The sequence below is a fragment of the Sphingobacterium allocomposti genome (genome assembly GCF_008124885.1).
Classification (GTDB): domain Bacteria; phylum Bacteroidota; class Bacteroidia; order Sphingobacteriales; family Sphingobacteriaceae; genus Sphingobacterium; species Sphingobacterium allocomposti.
In genome coordinates this window covers 42,724-60,952 of sequence record NZ_VNHX01000013.1, presented here as the reverse complement: position 1 = coordinate 60,952, position 18,229 = coordinate 42,724, and the positions used below count along the sequence as shown (strand labels likewise).

Sequence of the window (18,229 nt, the reverse complement as noted above, 5' to 3'; positions counted from 1 at the left end):
GCCAAGGTTACATCCTGCGTAACCTTCGCAACTGCGCTGTTTTTGTTAAAACGCGCTCGCTGCGCTTTCGTTTACACAAGCTCAATTTAGCTTTTTATAAAAATAGGTTGTGCTGCAGTACTGTCCATTGGGGAACAGTGCATACTCCGGAATATTGCCGACAACCTGCCACCCGTACTTTAGATATAGATAGTAAGCTGGGCTTTCTGTCACGGTATCCAGAACAAGGATATGCCGGCTTCGTTCACGGGCCTCGATTTCCAATGTGCTGAGCAGCCGGGAAGCTATACCTCGCCTCCTGTATGCGCTATGTACAAGCATCTTGGCGACATCTCCGCGGTGCGGTTGGTTGGGCGGCAGGTCAACAGCCAGTTGAACCGTTCCAACAATCTGCCGGGATGGTACATGTCTCGCAGCAAACAGGACGACCTCGTCGCGTGCGACGCGGCCGAATATCTTTTTCCAGAAATTTTGAGCCTGTTCCATCGTCAGATCATCCATAAAGCCGACGGATGCGCCTTGCTTAACAACATTTATCGTAAGCAGGGCTAAACCCGTACAGAGGTCATCGTCGACTGAAGAAACGGTGATAATTTCAAATTCGTTATTCATGGGGTTAAAAATAAATTCGGTATAAATGGAAGGCCGTACTGCATGTTCCTTTTCACGTATTAGAACAGTGTCAATTGCGTCCCGGATTTAATCGGAATAAGGTCTTTCTTCGCGTCGCCCATCACTGTTTTGCCTCCATATTTCCAGGAATCCCGTCTTTCCTGTTCGATAACCTGCTGCACGTCAAACTGCGGCGTAAAGTGCTGTTCTGCCCGTAATACGGTCTGATGTAGCTTGTTCAGCGTTCTGCGTTTTTCAGCGTTTCCTAGTTTGGACTGCTCGATCCCCTTTTTTAGCAACTCGATACTCTGGTCATACACGTTGATAGGCACAGGGAAGGGATGACCGTCTTTACCCCCATGGGCAAAGGAAAACCGTGCCGGATCGGCAAACCGTGCCGGAGCCCCGTGTATGACTTCGCTTACCAGGGCCAGCGACTGCAGCGTGCGGGGGCCGACTCCGCGTAACAGCAGCAGGTCTTCGAACCGGTCGATAGGCGCCTCCCGCGTAACGTATAGGAGCGCGCCCAGACGTTTTAAGTCAACATCCGACGAACGGACATCATGATATGACGGCATAATAAGCCGGGTAAAGCCCTTTATGATCTCTGCCGGATCCTGTCGTGCTATGTCGAGAATGCCGGCGCGGTTTGCCGCCGCTTCAGAAGCCGTCAGGTTGAGAATGCGTCCCTGGGACAATCCGCTGATCCCCGTGTGCGGCTCTTCGATAAAAGAAGTCATACTTTCGGATAGCCAATGGTAACGCCGGGCCGTACCGTCGTGTCCATGCATACCTTGTTGCACGACAGCCCAATCGCCGTCATCAGACAGAACAAAGTTGTGAAGATACAGCTGATAGCCATCCTGAATTGCGGTATTGTCTACCTTGGCGGCGAGCTTGCTGGCGCGTATCAGTGTATGCCCATCCAAACCCGTTTTATCGGCAATGTGTAATAACTCCGCCGGCGTATCACGCGAGAATTTTCCCTTTCCTCCGCAAATATATATACCAAGGGCTGCCGCGTGCGGATTGATCGCTCTTTTTAAAGCTCCCATGACCGAAGTGGTAATCCCTGAAGAATGCCAGTCCATGCCCAGCACAGCCCCGAAGCTCTGAAACCAGAACGGGTCTGCTAGACGGCGAAGTACCTCCTTCTTGCCGTAGTCCATCAAAATGCACTCGACAATCGATCCGCCCAACAATGTCATGCGCTCATATAACCATGGGGGCACCTTGCCATAGTGCAGCGGTAGATCAGCAGTCCCGGACCGTTTCATGTTTGTGCTAAAATTGTTAGCACAAACTTACAAAAAAATGTACGGGTTTTCAAGAATACCTACCGGAACTGTTTAAAAACCGCGATCGATCCCTACTTCGGGGCAGCACGCTTCGAAGGGGCGGATCTGACTGAAAAGGACGAGGTGCTGGCAGGCTACGGGGAGGAGTTTTAGGAAGAAGATGGCCGTTCCAAGTAGATTTGACAAAGAAGCTAATCCGATAAGCTGCGCCGAACTGCGTTGCCTTCCCCCGACTTATTCCGATGGGGGGAGACGAACAATATTACTCCGCAAACCTGTTGTAGGCCGGCCGCGTACGCTTCAGTGGAATGGTAAACTGGTCGTATAATGTAGCCTGCATCAGTTCCGGCTTTGTGAAAACTTCGGGAAGACAGTAGTATTTGCCCACAAGCTGCAGTTCCTCCTTTACCCGTTCAATCGTCATATGCAGAAATCCAAAGTGGCGGTCGCAATAGGCAACAAGCTCAATGTCGTCCCGGCCGGGTAGACTACCTACCCGCGGGTTGTCCGTACAGGCGATGGTATGGAGGTCTGCATAGCCGCCGGCTCCCGAAACGATATACGGCGTTATATGGCCGTCCTCCTCTTTCCTTTCAAAACGCTGATAGTTGTGTACGTGACCGCTGAACACGGCATCAGGCCGTACCCCGGTGGCCTCAAAGGCGCTTTCCAGAAAGCTGATCATCGCTAAGCTGGAACCGTGGTTGGTGTCGGCTGAGTAGGGTGCATGGTGAATGCATACAATGATGGCCTGCTCTCCGCGGTGCTCCTCTGCATGCGTCAATTCCGACAGAAACCACTGCCGCTGTTCTTCCGTTATAATGCCGTGTTTTGTCACGTTTGCATACAGCCCGATAAAGCGTGCTAAAGGGGTCTCTAATGTCCAATACACATTGGGCTGGATCATGCTAAGCCTCTTACTGCCCATCCCGAAGCCTATTGGCCGGCGCTGCGTGTCACAGAATACATCCATAAAAGCGTCCAGACTTTGGTAAGGAACCTCCGTATGGGGGTTGATATCACCGTCGTGATTGCCCGCAATAGCAAAAATAGGTGCCGGATAGTCTTCGTAATGTTTTAGAAATTGTGCTGGATACTCATGGGCTTCACCGTGATTGTAGACAATATCGCCAAGATGGTACAGAAAGGAGGGCTTGTTCTCAATGCCATCCGTCTGCTGAACCATAGCGGTAGCGATCACCGCCTGAAAATCGGAATGCCTGGCGCTACCCGTATCACCCACCATATGGAAACTCATACGGCGCGCCAACGCGTGGAGTGGCGTCTGTAGCACCTCCTGCAAAGCTAGTCGGTAAGGGTAGGAGCCCGACGGTACAGGAAGTGGCTTAAAATTATGGGAATCGTCAGGGACATCTTTCAGAACAATCGGACGGGTATAGCGCAGATCTTTCATAGTGCAAAAATAGTAAAGAGCAGTTAATCCAATGTTAAGTTTTCGGCACCTTAGTGAGGCCTAAGCTGTCGCTGCCCGTTGTTATTCGGGGCAGCAGGTGCATCGAACTATAGAACGTTGTTTTGGGATTCCATAATCCTGCTTCTGTTGCTTAGCCCGCTTTTTCACCCAGTAACGAGAGTGCGTCCTGGATATAAGAGAATCCTTCCTCGGAAAAAGACAACGTCAGCGCAAACCGATGGCCCTCGCCATCCATTTTTAGCAGTGACTTTCGAAGGATTTGCACAATCTTGTCCCTGTGTTTGGGAAAGAATGCCTCGTATTGGTATTCCAGGAAGACGAGGCATAGCGCGTTTTCCATCGTTTGGACATCGGGGTTTACTTTAATTTTTTTCTTAAGAATTATCTCCTGAACACGCTCAACAAGATCGTCGGAAAACGATAGATGTCGCAAGATGTCTCCAGCTTTTGTTGCGTGGTGGGAGGCCAGCGTCTTTCTCCAAAGTAGGTAGCCGCTTTTGTCTAACGGAAAGCTATCCCGCGGAATTTCCCATCGTCCGATATGTTGGCTTCTCGAAGCCAGAATCAGCGCGTCGCCTGCTTCCGGATTTAATTTTAATACCCACTCGTACAGTTTTTGGGCTAGGAAATACTCCTGGGGGTAGTGTGCCCCCTGCCAAAAGAAAAGCTGTGGGTCTTGTTTATTGTATGCATCAAACAAATGAAGTGCTTGTTCTATCCGTGGATCCATGTCTTATGTTACTTTGGTTCTAAAAATGGGCTAAATGGCGCACATTCCAAATAATCTTCTATGCCATATACTGTAAAGGTAAAGATAGTAAAAAAGTGGTTTTGTGCGCAATCGTGATTCGTGGGCGTTATAAGCTTGTACGGTTTCTTGTTGCGTAGATAATTAAACACTTTTAACCGCGTTAACCCGTCTACTTCGTCTGACACTTCGCTGCTTGCATATCGCAACTTTCGACTTCCGCTTTCACCACAGGATTGTCAAAAAAAAGCCCGCGGATGCGGGCTATAGACTTAACTAAACATGAGTATCGGGCGATACTCCACATTGAAACAAGTACCCAGCTACTAAATGGGTACGGATCAAAGATAAGTGGAGGCGCGATATCGAAACACGATAATTAGACAGGACCCTATTTATGATCGGCGAACGCAGTAAATACCTCGGCGAATGCCTTAAACCTCGCAGACGGCCTTCCGGCGATGGAGCCTGTTGATATGACTCCTGTGACGCCTCGCATTTCTTACGGCCTTATCTTTTCTATCCGGTACAGGAATTCATCGACCTTTGTTAGCTGAAACGAGGCCCCCTCCGACAAGCCGAGCTCCACGGCAGCCTGTTTTCCCAAGCTCAGCACATGCGAGCGGTTTTCGCGGAAAGAAAAGCGACATTCATATTCATTTTTAATGACAACCTTCACCTTTCTGGTCTTTGTAGGAAAGAGCGCCTTCAGATCCTTGGTGATGCGGATCTGGTTTTTTTTGACGTCGTCTGCCGTAATTTTATTGCCTGGAGAAGGGACGATAACCGATTCATTTTTTTCCGGTACTGATTTCACCGTCGATGATACTGGATGCGGCGGCCTATTAATGATATTCCGGATATAATACAGCTTGATTTTCGACTTTTCCGTTGTGCGCTCGTCGATTTCAAAGTCTTCCTTTCTCGATTTAAAGAGGTGGGATATCTTCTCGAACCCATAGTTTCTGGCGTCAAAGTCGGGTTTGCGTTTAATAATCAAACTTCCTATTTCGCCGAGAAAGGCCCAGCCGCTTTCATCGGCCGTATCGTCGACAGCGTCCTTTAATAGCAGCAGCGTATCCTCATCCAACAGGTTAGGAGGCGTTTCCTCCGTTACCGGCGCTTTTGCAGTGTGGTTGGTGTTTGCAGCTTTCTTCTCTACTTTTTTCTCTGGAACAATCTTTTCAAGTATCTCAACGTATATAAACTTATCGCACGAAGCAATAAAAGGCTTTGGCGTCTTGCGTTCGCCAATGCCGATGACGAGCTTGCCCGACTCCCGAAGCCTCGTCGCCAGCCGCGTAAAGTCGCTATCGCTGGACACGATACAGAAGCCGTCAACACGGTCGGAATGCAGGATGTCCATTGCATCAATGATCATCGCCGAGTCTGTCGAATTTTTGCCCTGGGTGTAGCTGTACTGCTGAATAGGCGTGATGGCGTGCGTCAGCAGGCTGCTCTTCCAGTTCTCCACATACGGCCTCGTCCAGTCGCCGTAAATGCGCTTGATCGTGGGGATGCCGTATCGGTTAACTTCGTTTATAATTTCTTCGATCTTCTTCGACGATACATTGTCCGCATCGATAAGAATCGCTATTTTAAGGTCTTTCTGCTGTGCCATTCATTTGTCAGTTACACGATTTTTCTGTCGTTTTCCGCAAATTACACCATTCTGATAAGGTGTGCAAATTTTTGTTAGCACACTAAATTTAGGAATATAGGAGGGGCCTAAGTTTAGAAAAAGCCATATTAACTTTCTAAAACGTTTTCGTAAATATTCCTTTCGAATTCCTGTCGGGCGCTCCGAATAATCAATATACTTGTATTGCAACCAAAAGGACAACTTATAAACCTCAATACAGCTTTGTACTGTGAAGAGTATTGGCGCGTGCTTACGCAGGACTTGCTTATTGAAATTATTTAATTATAAACTATCTATTTATGAAAAGCAGCAGAAATCTATTCATCCTGTTATGGACGTCGATGCTCGTCCATCAACTGTTTCCCTCGCGAGCGCAGGAGAACAATCGAACCGTCTCTGGCTACGTACACACTGCACAGAATACGCCGCTCGAAGGCGTAACGGTAATCTTGGTGGGAACTCAAATCGGCGGTGCTACTGACAGCCAAGGAAGGTTTGTATTGCAGGTCCCCCAAGAACTGACGTCTGTTACTTTGTCCTTCTCTTATAAAGGGTACGTAGGACAAACCGTCGAGGTAGGAGACAGAGACGAAGTTTCTGTGACGCTATCGGCAGTTAGCGAAGACCTTGACGAAGTTGTCGTCATCGGTTATGGCACAGCGAAGCGTAAAGACTTGACCGGCGCAGTGGCTTCTATACAAGCAACTAAACTGGAGACTGAGGCGCCGCGATCGATTCAGGATCTCCTGCGAGGTAATGCTGCGGGAATGATAATAGGACAGGGGCGGTCAGCTAAGGGCGACGCCACGCTTCTCGTGCGCGGGAGTGGTACACTGAAGGCGGGCAACAGTCCCTTGAATGTCGTAGACGGCGTCATTTTCGACGGCACGCTAGCCGATATTAACCCTAACGATATCCAATCGATCGACATCTTAAAAGATGCGAGTGCTACAGCAGTCTACGGCGCTAAGGCAGCAAATGGCGTTGTTCTGATTACAACAAAAAAGGGGAGCACAGGCAAGCCTCAGATTACGGTAAACGCAAACGTAGGATTCGTAGAAAATGCGCGGTTCCCAAAAGTGTTGTCTGGCGAGCAGTTTTTGGCCTATCGATATGATTACCAGGTTGGCCGGCGTACCAAAGATTACCATGAGCAATATCCAGAGATGTTCGTTGATCCGCGGAAGTTGACGGGTGTCAGCGCGCTGGACTGGTATAATTACGACCGCGACACGCTTGTTACCTCCGTCACCGACGAACAGCTTATACGAACCTGGCTATCACGACTGGAACTGAAAACACCGGAGATTGACAATTATCTCGCCGGCCAGATCACCGATTGGCAAGATCTCGTGTTCCAGCGCGGCTTTCAGTAGGATTATACAGCGAGTATTTCAAATAGAAAGGAAGATATGAACTATTACCTATCGTTCAATCATGTAGATCGACAGGGCATTGTTGTTGGTGATCGGTTCAAGAACTTCCGTACTCGTTTAAACCTGGAAACCACGATCACCCCTTTCTTAAAAGTGGGCACGCACACGAATTTCGCTTCGCGGAACGAAGGGTTTTTACAGGCAGACTGGGGACAATCCGCGATTATATCGCCATACGGATCCAACAACATAGACGATCTGAGCAGCCCTTACCGGCGGTTGCCCACGGGAGATGTTACACCAGTGAACCCATTCTTTGATAACCTGTATCGCGACCGCGTGGATCGCACTAACACCCTCAATGCAACGCTCTATGGCGTCGTGACGTTGCCCTTCGGTATAGAGTTTCAGTCCAACTTTACACCTTCGCTGGCTTGGCGTGAATATTATAACCACGATTCGGCAAGGAACCCTGAATGGGCGGCGCGAGGAGGGAGCGCGGAACGGACATTTGAACGTACATACAACTGGCAAATTGATAACGTTTTAAGGTGGCGGCAGACCTTTGATGACAGTCACCAAGTGGAAGTGACACTATTGCAAAACGCTGAAAAAGGGCAATTCTGGCGAACGAAAGCAACAAGCTCCAACTTCGTCCCTAGCGATGTGTTAGGATGGCATCGCATACAAGCCGGTACAGTCCCACTGAATGAAAGCAACGATACCTACCGAACAGGGGATGCTTTGATGGGCCGCTTATTTTACTCATTCCGTGAGAAATATATGTTGACGGCCTCCATTAGACGAGATGGGTACTCTGCGTTCGGAGCACAAAATCCGCGTGCCACCTTCCCCGCCCTTGCTTTTGGATGGAACTTTTCCTCAGAAGAGTTTATGGCCGGTACCCAAAATTGGCTAGATCACGCTAAACTTCGCTTATCTTGGGGACGAAACGGCAATCGAGACATCGGTCAATACGAGGCATTGTCTGATATGACATCGGGCTTGCACCCCTATATCGACCAAAGCGGAAATATTTACCTATATTCCCAGCTGTACGTTAATCGAATGGCTAATCTGGGCCTAAAATGGGAAAGTAAGTCATCCTATAATATAGGCATCGATTTCGGCCTCTTTCAAAACAGAATAAGTGGAGCCATTGACGTTTACACTGCTACCACTAACGACTTACTAGTAGATAGGGCACTTCCTGAAATTATCGGTTTTAATAGCGTTGCCGCCAACCTCGGCGAACTTAAAAACACAGGTTTTGAATTTACCTTGAATGGCCATGTCGTACGAAGGGAGAACTTCAATTGGAACACGTCGTTTATCTTTATGCAAAATAGACGAAAGATTGTTCACCTGTATGGGGATATGGTAGATATAACCGACGATCACGGCAATGTAATAGGACAACGCGAAGCTGACGATATTAAAAACAGATGGTTTATCGGGCAAGATCCAGATCGTATATGGGACTATGAACGCATTGGCGTATGGCAAATCAATGAAGAAGCGGAAGCGGACAAGTTCGGCCTTCAGCCTGGCGACTTCAAATACAAAGATCAAAATGGGGACGGCGTCATGTCGGACGAAGATCGTATTTTCCAACGTTACCGAACACCGCGTTTTCGCTGGTCGTGGCGCAATGATTTCACCTACCAAAATTTTAGTTTATCGTTCTTTATTTATTCCAACTGGGGGCAGACGGAAACATTCAATAGGGCGGCCAACAACTCAAGCTTCCCTGATAGAGCTACTGATTATGTTCTGGATCGGTGGACAGAGAGCAACCCTATTGACAACTATGCACGTATAGGATCCAAGAATATTGGAAATAACTACGTAGATCAATCTTTTGTGCGTCTCGAAAACGTAACCCTTTCCTACGCGATACCGAATAGGCTGCTGGAGCGGCTGAGAGTGCGTAGCTTACGTGTGTCTGCCGCTGTTCGGAACGCGGTCTTTTGGGCTCCGCACTGGAATTTCGGTGATCCCGAGACCGGAAGGAAAATCAATGGAGATAACGATCCCGCCGGTAGTCCAACGCCACGTACCTATAATCTAAGTCTTAATTTCTCACTTTAATACCTATGCATATGAAATCGAGTAACACGTTAATATATCACATTGTTTTAGGAATAGGCACGCTATTAATAGCGGCGGGTTGCGGTAAAGACTGGTTGCAGCCTGAACCCTTGTCATTTTATGCACCTGATGTTGCTTTGTCGAATGCAGAAGGCATGTACTCGGCGCTGACTGCGTGCGAGCGAAATATGAGACACGAATTTTTCGGTGACGGTGCTCCCATTTTAACGGAAATAATCCAGTCAGAGGTGGCGGTAGAAGGTACAACCGACAAAGCCGGCCCTCAAATGAATATGGATATCGCCCTACTTCCCGACGCAAATTTAAACAGCGAGAATACCACCCGCGTCGGGTGGTACTGGTATGAGGGATACAAAGGTATCAAATATGCTAACCTGATTATTGCCCGTATTGATAACGCCACATTTAAAGATGAGGCGGAACGGAATGCGATATTGGGCGCTGCTTATTTTCAAAGGGCTTATCGCTATTTCAAGCTTGTTCATCAATTCGGAGATGTACCGTTTCTGGATTGGGAGATCAATGAGCCTAAATACGATTTCTATTCCTACGATCGCTGGAGTATCCTTGAGCGGTTAAAAAAAGATCTCGAGTTTGCATATCAGTGGGTTCCGGAGTCCGTCGATCGGGGGCGTACGTCTAAAGCTGCGTGCGGCGTTCTGCTGATGAAGGTCGCCATGGCGCTGTCGGATTTCGATCGTGCTATAACCGTGGGAAAGGAAATTGTTGCAAAACATCCCCTAATGCGAACACGTTTTACGTCCAACAGAAACAAGCCAAACACCAACCTCATGTTCGATTTGCACAGTGTAGAAGCTAAATTGGATATGAGCAATACTGAAGGGTTAATGTACGTCGTGGCGTACCCGGAGGCAGAAGGGTCAGACAGAATACAGACCATGCGTAACGCCGTACCGTTTTGGAATAATGGCGGTATACGTACGCCCGACGGCGCGACGGGGACCAGCGTTGCTATTGCATCCGATGAAACGGATCCTTCACTCGATCTGAACAAGAGCTATGGCCGGGGTATCGGCCGCTTACGTCCGACATGGTACTACAGCAACATGATCTGGCGGGCCGACAAAGAGGGACGCGACCTCCGCGGAATGCATAACAGAGATAGCTGGAAACGTATGGAGGACTTAAAATATAATAACCCAAGTTTAAAAGGCAAAAATTCCTGGTACGGAAAAAACCTTGTTAAAAACCCCAGCATGAGCCCCGAGGACACCATCCGTCTGTGGTATTCGTGGCCTCATTTCAAGGTCTTCGTCCCAGATCCATTACAGACGACCTGGGCGGGAGGCGAGACTCCATGGTACATCTATCGCTCGGCAGAGGTTTACCTGCTATTGGCCGAGTGCTACTATTGGAAAGATCAGCCGGGTTTGGCTGCTGAGGCTCTGAACGAGGTACGTACACGCGCAGGAGCGGAGCCTTTGACCGCAGCGCACATCAACATAGGCGAAATATTAGACGAACGTGCAAGAGAATTATACTACGAGGAAAATAGGCATGTAGAGCTCGTGCGAATTGCCTATACATATGCGCGCACAGGAAGACCGTGCGAGATATTTGGCGGACGCATCTATCAGCTCGACCAGATCAGCGGTCCGGGGGGAACTAATGCCAACGTGAAACAAGAAGGTATTAACTTCTGGTATGATCGCGTGGTTTCACGCAGTAATTTTTATAACAAGGGGGTAAAACACGCTTGGGCCGAATATAAAGTGAGTGTACATCACATATTGTGGCCCGTGCCGGCTAATGCGATCAACACTAACCTCAAAGGACGGATAAACCAGAATATTGGCTATCCCGGTGCAGAAAGGAACGTCAAGCCGTTGGTTGTGCCTGAAGAGGACACTGTATTGGGCCCAAAAGACGAAAGTTAGATTTTCTTTCGTCCTCTATATAGAATAGAAACAGTTATGTAGAGCCGCTCTGTAGCGAATAAAACCTCGAAGCATCATTGTCAACGGGCTTACGCTTTATTAAGAACCATCCCTACACTGTACCAGAGTTGGGATGGTTCCAGCTATGTTTCTCGAACAAGCATGCAACCCTACTGTCTTTTATGTATCGTTTTTTTCCAGATATACGGTTTCACCCGTCCGCGCGCTTTCATAGATCGCATGAATAATAGCTACCGATTTGCTGCCTTCCCGGCCATCGATCAGTGGAGAACGGTCTGTTCTGATAGCGTCTGCAAAATCGGCGATCTGCAGCTGGTGTCCTGTATGTGTGATGTTCATCGGGTTGTCCGCGCCGCCCGGCGTACGCATAGCGCTGAAGGCCTGCCTGATGGCTTCATCTTCCGCCGCTTCTTCGGCAAATTGCCAGGCAGTCAGCCGGTCTTCTTCCAGCACGGCCGTACCCGACGTGCCAACCACTTCAATCCGTTTGGAACTCCCCGGAAAGGCTGCCGTAGTGCACTCGATGCTACCAAGTGCGCCGCTTTCGAATATGACATTGACGACAATGGTGTCTTCCACCTCGATCGCTGTATGTCTGCGGTTGGCGACCTTCGCATGCACCGCTGACACTGGGCCCATGTACCATTGCAGCAAATCTACAGCGTGTATACCTTGGTTCATTAACACGCCTCCACCGTCATAGGCCCAGGTGCCCCGCCAATCTGCTGATGTGTAGTACGCTACGTCCCGGCTCCATTTGACATAGGCGCTGCCGAGGACAGGCTGCCCAAACCTACCGGCGGCTACCGCGCGCCGAAGCAGCTGACTCGCCTCGTAAAAGCGCGAGTGAAAGACCGTGCCTATTTTCACGCCGCGTCTGTCGGCCGCTTCCAGAAGACGGATGCACCGCTCAGGAGTGACCTCCAGCGGTTTTTCAATCAGGCAATGTTTGCCTGCCTCAATACATGCCAACGCATGTTCCAGATGCGCACCGGAAGCCGAACAGATACATACCGCGTCGAGCGACTCTTCAGCCAACAGATCGGATAGATCCGCATAGGCCTTACACTGAAATTGCCCGGCAAAGGAAATTGCCCGTTTGTGCGTACGGTTGAAGACGCCAACCAGCCTTACACCGTCCATTGCCGAAAGCACCCCGGCATGCACGCCGGCAATAGATCCGGTTCCGATAATAGCAAATCCCAAAGGTTTGTTTTTCATAGTATACGATATTTGACGTTCAATCTTCCGTGCAACGGTATTTTTTCGTCGTTGTTTGCGGTTATATTCTACATGATCCGTTGCGCATTATTTAAATGCGAGGTCCTTAATGTCAGGCTGAGTACTTCGGCAGGCCCGCACAGGCTCGTCGAGACCCCAGACTTTCACACAATAAATGGGCGCTATAATGCACAATTTATCCATAACTGCTTCGTATGTTGCTTTTCATGCCATAAGGAATGTCCCAAGCTGTCCATCGACGCTGTAGCCTCTAAAACGTGTCGCGGGATGTAAAACGATGCGGAAATCGAATGCCCTGAACGCATGAAAGTTTGTGAGATGGCCCGTCCCGACCGAAACGTTGTCCCGGTTCGATCCGGCTTTCATCCCCAGCGCGGTCGAAAGATCAGCACGGCAATACTAACGATTTTTATCCATAAAGCACAACGGCCAAGCGAATTATACTTTACATAAAAGTAACGTTCCGTGCATAAAATTACGAAACAAATCAGCTGCTTAGTTTGTCTTTCTCACAGAGATTTCGTGGTGCCATTGCATCCGATACGTTCAAAAAATAAGGACAGTCATGTGGAAAGAAGCAGATAATAAACTATATAGACGCTTTACGTTTAATGATTTTTCGGAGGCTTTTGGCTTTATGTCGCGCGTCGCCCTGTTGGCCGAGGCAGCCGGCCACCATCCGACCTGGACCAACACGTATAATAGAGTCGAGATATGGTTGACAACGCACGACGCGGGGAATACGGTCACCGACCGTGATAGAAAGCTGGCTCAGGCTATAGATAGATTGCTTGCATGAAAAGGCAGATAAACAAATTTTCGGCGCTAAAGAACTTCAATCAGGTGCTGCTTTTCCTGGCGCTGTTATTCGCCATGTTATATTATGGGCGGGTGTTTCTTATTCCGATAGCCACCAGCGCTTTGTTGGCTATGCTGCTCGTTCCGGTGTGCAGAAAGCTCGAATCGTGGCGCTGGAAACGCGGTTGGGCCGCGTTCGGGACCGTCGTCTGTATGCTGCTTATCGTTTTGGGCGTGCTGTCCGTGCTGGTCAACGAGCTCATCGGATTAGGGCAGGATATACATGTCATCGCTGACCGCTTACGTAAGATGGTCGATCAGGCGCACGGATTCGTGTCCGACCGGTTTCACGTCTCGCGCGGCCAGCAGCAGGAATACCTGCAGGGGCAGGTCTCCGCCTGGGCGAATATAGCCGGTAGATGGCTGGGCGGTGCCGTGTTTTCCGTCGTCGGGACGTTGGGAAACCTGTTGGTCGTTACGGTATATACCATACTCATGCTGATTTACCGGACACGGATAAAGACGTTTATCCTCGAATTGGTGAACCGTTATGCCGGGATCACCGAAGTGGCCCAGGCCGAAGTTATCGTCGAGAAAATTACACGTGTCGCCAGCTTATATGTGGGCGGCATTTTCTTGGTGGTTCTCATTTTATCCGTTGTTTACTTTGTCGGGCTGACTGTTATCGGCGTCGAAAATGCGCTGTTTTTTGCGATTCTTGCGGCACTGATTAATGTGATTCCGTATATCGGTTCGGTCGCCGGAGGTGCCATCGTGGTGCTATACACCTTTATTACGGGCGACAGCTTAATGGTCCCTGTTATCGTCGCGCTGTTTTTTGCGGGCGTACAGCAGCTGGATAGCTACCTACTGACACCGAAGATCACGGGGGGCAAAGTGCGGCTGGGGCCTCTGTTCACAATTATGGTGCTGCTATTGGGAGGTATGCTGTGGGGGATAGCAGGGATGATCTTGTTTATTCCTATTTTGGGAATATGTAAGGTTGCGTTCGATCATATCGAACCGCTAAAACCGTATGGATACCTGGTCGGCGATTGAGCGCGAAGCAGCGCTGCGCCGGATAATGTTGTGCGCCTTCGGTTTTATTTGTATCTTTAAAGCAAAGCCGTTCCTTCTATGCGAGACTGGCGGTAAACGGCCGCTGTCGCAAAGACTGCCGGCTGAACAATTTTGTTATCCAATTATAAAGTATGATAAACTCTCCAGGACTTCGTTTCCGCGAAGCGATCAGGGATGAATCCCCGCTGCAGGTTGTAGGTGCGATCAACGCTAATCACGCATTATTGGCGCAGCAAGCCGGATTTCGTGCCATCTACCTTTCGGGAGGCGGTGTTGCCGCCGGATCTTTGGGTATTCCCGATCTCGGTATCACCAACCTGCAGGACGTGCTCATTGATGTAGACCGCATCACAAACGTATGCCCCTTGCCATTGCTGGTGGATATTGACACAGGCTTCGGCCCGTCTGCATTCAATGTTGCCCGTACGATACAGGCGCTCTCCAAGGCAGGTGCGGCTGCCGTACACATCGAAGATCAGGTAGGAGCCAAACGGTGCGGACACCGCCCCGGCAAGGAGCTGGTGTCTAAGGAAGAAATGGTAGACCGTCTGAAAGCGGCGGTGGACGCCCGCACAGACGATCATTTCCTTATCGGGGCACGTACGGACGCGTTGGCTTCCGAAGGGATGGACAGGACATTGGAGCGCGCTGTGGCCTACAAAGAGGCGGGAGCTGATTTTATATTCGCCGAAGCTGTCCGCCACCTTGAAGAGTACAAGCGGTTCAGCGACGCCACCGGCCTCCCCATACTAGCCAATATCACCGAGTTTGGCCAGACCCCGCTTTTTACTACCGGCGAACTGCATGCTGCCGGCGTATCCATCGCCCTCTATCCGCTGTCGGCGTTCCGCGCGGCCAACAAAGCTGCCGAGAACGTTTACCGGCACATACGTAGCGATGGTAGCCAAAGTGCTGTCGTTGATAGTATGCAAACCCGCGAGGAGCTCTATAAGAGTATCGACTATTACGCGTATGAAAATCGTTTAGATCAACTGTTTAATACCAAAACAAATGAAAGAAACAAATGAGAACGGTTTCAGACCGAAAAAGAGCGTAGCCCTTTCGGGCGTCCCCGCGGGGAATACGGCGCTCAGCACCGTTGGCAGGAGTGGTAACGACTTACACTACCGGGGTTACGACATCCTGGATCTCGCGAATCAGGCTTCTTTTGAAGAGGTGGCCTACCTGCTGATCCACGGGAATCTACCCACGCGCGCCCAGCTGCAGGGCTATCAGGCGCTGTTGGCGAGCCAGCGGGGGCTGCCTATAGCAATCCAGAAAGTGTTAAAGCAGTTGCCGACAACGACGCATGCGATGGACGTGCTGCGCACCTACGTTTCCGTGTTTGGAAGTATACAGCCCGAGAAAGAAAGCCATCCGTTGGCAGGCGCTCGGGACATCGCCAACCGGCTGCTTGCCTCCATGGCTTCCGCGCTGTTGTATTGGTACCACTTCAGCCAGCACGGCCGCGAGATCTCCGTCGAGACGGACGATGCAACCATCGGTGGGCATTTTCTGCACCTGCTCCATGGCACGCCGCCGCCGCCATCGTGGGTGCGCGCTATGGAGGTGTCGCTCAATTTATACGCCGAGCACGAGTTCAACGCCTCTACCTTTACGGCGCGCGTAATAGCCGGTACCGGCTCTGATATGTATTCTTGTATTGCAGGCGCTATCGGCGCGTTACGTGGGCCAAAGCACGGCGGGGCTAACGAGGTGGCCTACGAAATACAAAGCCGTTATGCTAATGCTGACGAAGCAGAAGAAGATATCCGTAGACGCCTGTCGCTAAAGGAAGTGGTGATAGGCTTTGGACATCCCGTTTATACAATCGCAGATCCCCGCAATCAGGTCATAAAAAAGATCGCCAGAGAACTGTCGGAAGAGGCGGGCGACATGACGCTATATTCCATCGCCGAGCGGCTGGAAAGCGTTCTCTGGGAAGAGAAAAAAATGTTTCCCAATTTAGACTGGTACTCTGCGGTAGCTTACCACCGGATGGGTATACCCACCGAAATGTTTACGCCCCTGTTCGTCATATCGCGGATCACGGGATGGTCGGCCCATATAGTTGAACAAAGGCAGGACGGTAAAATAATCCGCCCCAGCGCCAACTACGTAGGACCCGAAAGCAGACCGTTTGTTCCGTTAGCGGACCGTTAAGCCAGAAAATCCATTTCACAAACCTCAACTAAAAACTGACTCATGTCTTCAACAATAATAAACGAACGTCCTCAGCCCGACGGAGTGCTGACCGATATAGCCGATTACGTCTTACATTATCAGATCAATAGCGAAATAGCCTGGAAAACTGCCTACCACTGCTTCCTCGATACGTTGGGCTGCGGATTCGAGGCCCTGACCTATCCCGCCTGTACAAAGTTGCTCGGACCGATTGTTCCGGGTACGGCTGTTCCACACGGAGCCAGAGTGCCGGGTACAAACTACCAGCTGGATCCCGTACAGGCAGCGTTTAATATAGGCACAATGGTGCGTTGGTTAGATTTCAACGATACGTGGCTGGCGGCAGAATGGGGACATCCTTCTGACAACATGGGCGCGATTCTGGCCACGGCAGATTGGCTTAGCCGTAACCGGATAGCCAAAGGCGGCCGTTCCTTGAAAGCAAAGTCGGTTCTGGAAGCTATGATCATGGCTCACGAAATTCAGGGCGTTTTGGCACTGGAGAATTCGTTCAATAGGGTAGGCCTTGATCACGTCATATTGGTCAAAGTGGCGTCGACGGCAGTAACAGGCAAGTTGCTCGGACTTAGCCGCGACGAACTGATTAATGCGTTGTCGCTTGCCTTTGTGGATGGGCAGGCCTTACGCACATACAGACATAGCCCCAATACGGGAAGCCGTAAGTCGTGGGCGGCAGGAGATGCCACCTCCAGAGCCGTGCGCTTGGCGTTGATTGCACAGACGGGCGAGATGGGGTACCCGTCAGCCTTAACGGCCCCGGGCTGGGGCTTCTATGATGTTTCGTTCAAGGGGCGGCCTTTCACGTTCCAACGGCCTTACGGCTCGTATGTCATGGAAAATATTCTGTTTAAGATTAGTTTTCCGGCAGAATTTCATGCACAGACAGCCGCCGAAGCCGCTATGGTGCTGCATGCCGAGCTGCATGCCCGTGGAAAGACGGCCGCAGACATTGCGCGCCTCACCATCCGCACACATGAGGCCGCCATTCGCATCATCGATAAAAAAGGGCCACTGCATAACCCGGCCGACCGCGACCACTGCATCCAGTACATGGTAGCCGTTCCCCTGATTTTCGGCCGTCTGACGGCAGAGGATTATGAGGACGACGTCGCAGCTGACCCGCGTATAGATGGGCTCCGCGAAAGGATAAGCTGTGTCGAGGATCCACAGTTCACAGCAGACTACCACGACCCCGAAAAGCGCGCCATTGCCAATGCGCTGACAGTTGAACTGGCAGATGGTACGGTATTGCCGGAGGTGGCCATAGCGTATCCCATCGGCCACCCCCGTCGTCGGGAAGAAGGCATTCCTTTGTTGATAGATAAGTATAGACGCAACGTTGCCCGGATTTTTTCGGATAAACAACAGCGCGAAATTCTGGATGCTACGTTGGCATACGACCGATTTATGGACATGGATGTTGTCGACCTTGTCGACCTTATGGCAAAATAAACTATTAATGGCGGATGGCAGATAGCTAATGGCAGATGGCAGATAGCTAATGGCAGATGGCTTATAGCAGATGGCTTATAGCAGATGGCTACAAGCTATCTTCCTAGCTCTTTTAACTAGATAGCATATGGCTAATGGCAGATGGCTGTAAGCTATCTCCCTAACTCTTCTAACTAGATAGTAGATGGCTAATGGCGGATGGCAGATAGCAGATAGCTAATGGCGGATGGCGATAAGCTATCTTCCTAGCTCTTTTAACTAGATAGCATATGGCTAATGGCAGATGGCAGATGGCTATAAGCCAATAGCC

At 50.1% G+C, this 18,229-nt stretch carries 14 protein-coding genes; 8 read left to right on the top strand and 6 right to left on the bottom strand.

Going from position 1 to position 18,229, the window contains the following annotated elements:
* Positions 1 to 81: 81 nt before the first annotated feature.
* The 5 genes from BC792_RS10700 to BC792_RS10680 all read right to left on the bottom strand — a co-directional run bounded on the left by BC792_RS10700 (position 82) and on the right by BC792_RS10680 (position 5,714).
* The gene (locus tag BC792_RS10700; RefSeq protein WP_148909002.1) at positions 82 to 612 is read right to left on the bottom strand and encodes a GNAT family N-acetyltransferase; all 531 of its coding nucleotides are present in this window, start codon (positions 610 to 612) and stop codon (positions 82 to 84) included.
* A gap of 59 nt (positions 613 to 671) precedes the next feature.
* Entirely contained in the window at positions 672 to 1,889 is a 1,218-nt protein-coding gene (locus BC792_RS10695) for a DUF763 domain-containing protein (protein ID WP_148909001.1), read from the bottom strand.
* A gap of 283 nt (positions 1,890 to 2,172) precedes the next feature.
* Positions 2,173 to 3,324, bottom strand: coding sequence for a metallophosphoesterase family protein (locus BC792_RS10690; RefSeq protein WP_148909000.1), 1,152 nt, complete (start codon positions 3,322 to 3,324; stop codon positions 2,173 to 2,175).
* A 151-nt stretch (positions 3,325 to 3,475) separates the two neighbouring features.
* Positions 3,476 to 4,075: a DUF4202 domain-containing protein gene (locus BC792_RS10685; RefSeq protein ID WP_148908999.1), complete on the bottom strand. Its 600-nt coding sequence runs from the start codon at positions 4,073 to 4,075 to the stop codon at positions 3,476 to 3,478.
* Between the two features lie 520 nt (positions 4,076 to 4,595).
* Positions 4,596 to 5,714: an NYN domain-containing protein gene (locus BC792_RS10680; protein ID WP_148908998.1), complete on the bottom strand. Its 1,119-nt coding sequence runs from the start codon at positions 5,712 to 5,714 to the stop codon at positions 4,596 to 4,598.
* Positions 5,715 to 6,034: 320 nt separating this feature from the next.
* Between BC792_RS10680 and BC792_RS18515 the strand changes: the two genes are divergently transcribed.
* The 3 genes from BC792_RS18515 to BC792_RS10670 are packed head-to-tail and all read left to right on the top strand — an operon-like array spanning position 6,035 to position 11,121.
* A complete protein-coding gene (locus BC792_RS18515) occupies positions 6,035 to 7,111 on the top strand; it encodes a TonB-dependent receptor plug domain-containing protein (protein WP_211357525.1) in 1,077 nt (358 codons plus the stop codon).
* A 15-nt stretch (positions 7,112 to 7,126) separates the two neighbouring features.
* A complete protein-coding gene (locus tag BC792_RS18510; RefSeq protein WP_262713445.1) occupies positions 7,127 to 9,202 on the top strand; it encodes a SusC/RagA family TonB-linked outer membrane protein in 2,076 nt (691 codons plus the stop codon).
* 11 nt (positions 9,203 to 9,213) lie between these two features.
* Positions 9,214 to 11,121, top strand: a complete 1,908-nt coding sequence (locus BC792_RS10670; protein ID WP_148908997.1) for a RagB/SusD family nutrient uptake outer membrane protein — start codon at positions 9,214 to 9,216, stop codon at positions 11,119 to 11,121.
* A gap of 180 nt (positions 11,122 to 11,301) precedes the next feature.
* On the opposite strand, the gene BC792_RS10665 is transcribed toward BC792_RS10670, so the two are convergent.
* Positions 11,302 to 12,363: a Gfo/Idh/MocA family protein gene (locus tag BC792_RS10665; RefSeq protein WP_148908996.1), complete on the bottom strand. Its 1,062-nt coding sequence runs from the start codon at positions 12,361 to 12,363 to the stop codon at positions 11,302 to 11,304.
* 586 nt (positions 12,364 to 12,949) lie between these two features.
* Between BC792_RS10665 and BC792_RS10660 the strand changes: the two genes are divergently transcribed.
* From BC792_RS10660 to BC792_RS10640, 5 genes are all read left to right on the top strand, one after another.
* Positions 12,950 to 13,183, top strand: coding sequence for a 4a-hydroxytetrahydrobiopterin dehydratase (locus BC792_RS10660; protein WP_148908995.1), 234 nt, complete (start codon positions 12,950 to 12,952; stop codon positions 13,181 to 13,183).
* Positions 13,180 to 14,241: an AI-2E family transporter gene (locus BC792_RS10655; RefSeq protein ID WP_148908994.1), complete on the top strand. Its 1,062-nt coding sequence runs from the start codon at positions 13,180 to 13,182 to the stop codon at positions 14,239 to 14,241. Before BC792_RS10660 ends, BC792_RS10655 begins: the two co-directional genes overlap by 4 nt.
* 152 nt (positions 14,242 to 14,393) lie before the next feature.
* Positions 14,394 to 15,290, top strand: a complete 897-nt coding sequence (prpB, locus tag BC792_RS10650; RefSeq protein WP_148908993.1) for a methylisocitrate lyase — start codon at positions 14,394 to 14,396, stop codon at positions 15,288 to 15,290.
* Positions 15,274 to 16,425, top strand: coding sequence for a bifunctional 2-methylcitrate synthase/citrate synthase (gene prpC, locus BC792_RS10645; RefSeq protein ID WP_148908992.1), 1,152 nt, complete (start codon positions 15,274 to 15,276; stop codon positions 16,423 to 16,425). The genes prpB and prpC overlap by 17 nt, the downstream gene beginning before the upstream one ends.
* A 42-nt stretch (positions 16,426 to 16,467) precedes the next feature.
* Positions 16,468 to 17,919, top strand: a complete 1,452-nt coding sequence (locus BC792_RS10640; protein WP_148908991.1) for a bifunctional 2-methylcitrate dehydratase/aconitate hydratase — start codon at positions 16,468 to 16,470, stop codon at positions 17,917 to 17,919.
* Positions 17,920 to 18,229 lie beyond the last annotated feature (310 nt).

Excerpts from the sequence above, each read along its gene's own strand:
- BC792_RS10700 (WP_148909002.1), bottom strand. The coding sequence starts at position 612 with ATGAATAACGAATTTGAAATTATCACCGTTTCTTCAGTCGACGATGAC.
- BC792_RS10695 (WP_148909001.1), bottom strand. The coding sequence starts at position 1,889 with ATGAAACGGTCCGGGACTGCTGATCTACCGCTGCACTATGGCAAGGTG.
- BC792_RS10690 (WP_148909000.1), bottom strand. The coding sequence starts at position 3,324 with ATGAAAGATCTGCGCTATACCCGTCCGATTGTTCTGAAAGATGTCCCT.
- BC792_RS10685 (WP_148908999.1), bottom strand. The coding sequence starts at position 4,075 with ATGGATCCACGGATAGAACAAGCACTTCATTTGTTTGATGCATACAAT.
- BC792_RS10680 (WP_148908998.1), bottom strand. The coding sequence starts at position 5,714 with ATGGCACAGCAGAAAGACCTTAAAATAGCGATTCTTATCGATGCGGAC.
- BC792_RS18515 (WP_211357525.1), top strand. The coding sequence starts at position 6,035 with ATGAAAAGCAGCAGAAATCTATTCATCCTGTTATGGACGTCGATGCTC.
- BC792_RS10670 (WP_148908997.1), top strand. The coding sequence starts at position 9,214 with ATGAAATCGAGTAACACGTTAATATATCACATTGTTTTAGGAATAGGC.
- BC792_RS10665 (WP_148908996.1), bottom strand. The coding sequence starts at position 12,363 with ATGAAAAACAAACCTTTGGGATTTGCTATTATCGGAACCGGATCTATT.
- BC792_RS10660 (WP_148908995.1), top strand. The coding sequence starts at position 12,950 with ATGTGGAAAGAAGCAGATAATAAACTATATAGACGCTTTACGTTTAAT.
- BC792_RS10655 (WP_148908994.1), top strand. The coding sequence starts at position 13,180 with ATGAAAAGGCAGATAAACAAATTTTCGGCGCTAAAGAACTTCAATCAG.
- prpB (WP_148908993.1), top strand. The coding sequence starts at position 14,394 with ATGATAAACTCTCCAGGACTTCGTTTCCGCGAAGCGATCAGGGATGAA.
- prpC (WP_148908992.1), top strand. The coding sequence starts at position 15,274 with ATGAAAGAAACAAATGAGAACGGTTTCAGACCGAAAAAGAGCGTAGCC.
- BC792_RS10640 (WP_148908991.1), top strand. The coding sequence starts at position 16,468 with ATGTCTTCAACAATAATAAACGAACGTCCTCAGCCCGACGGAGTGCTG.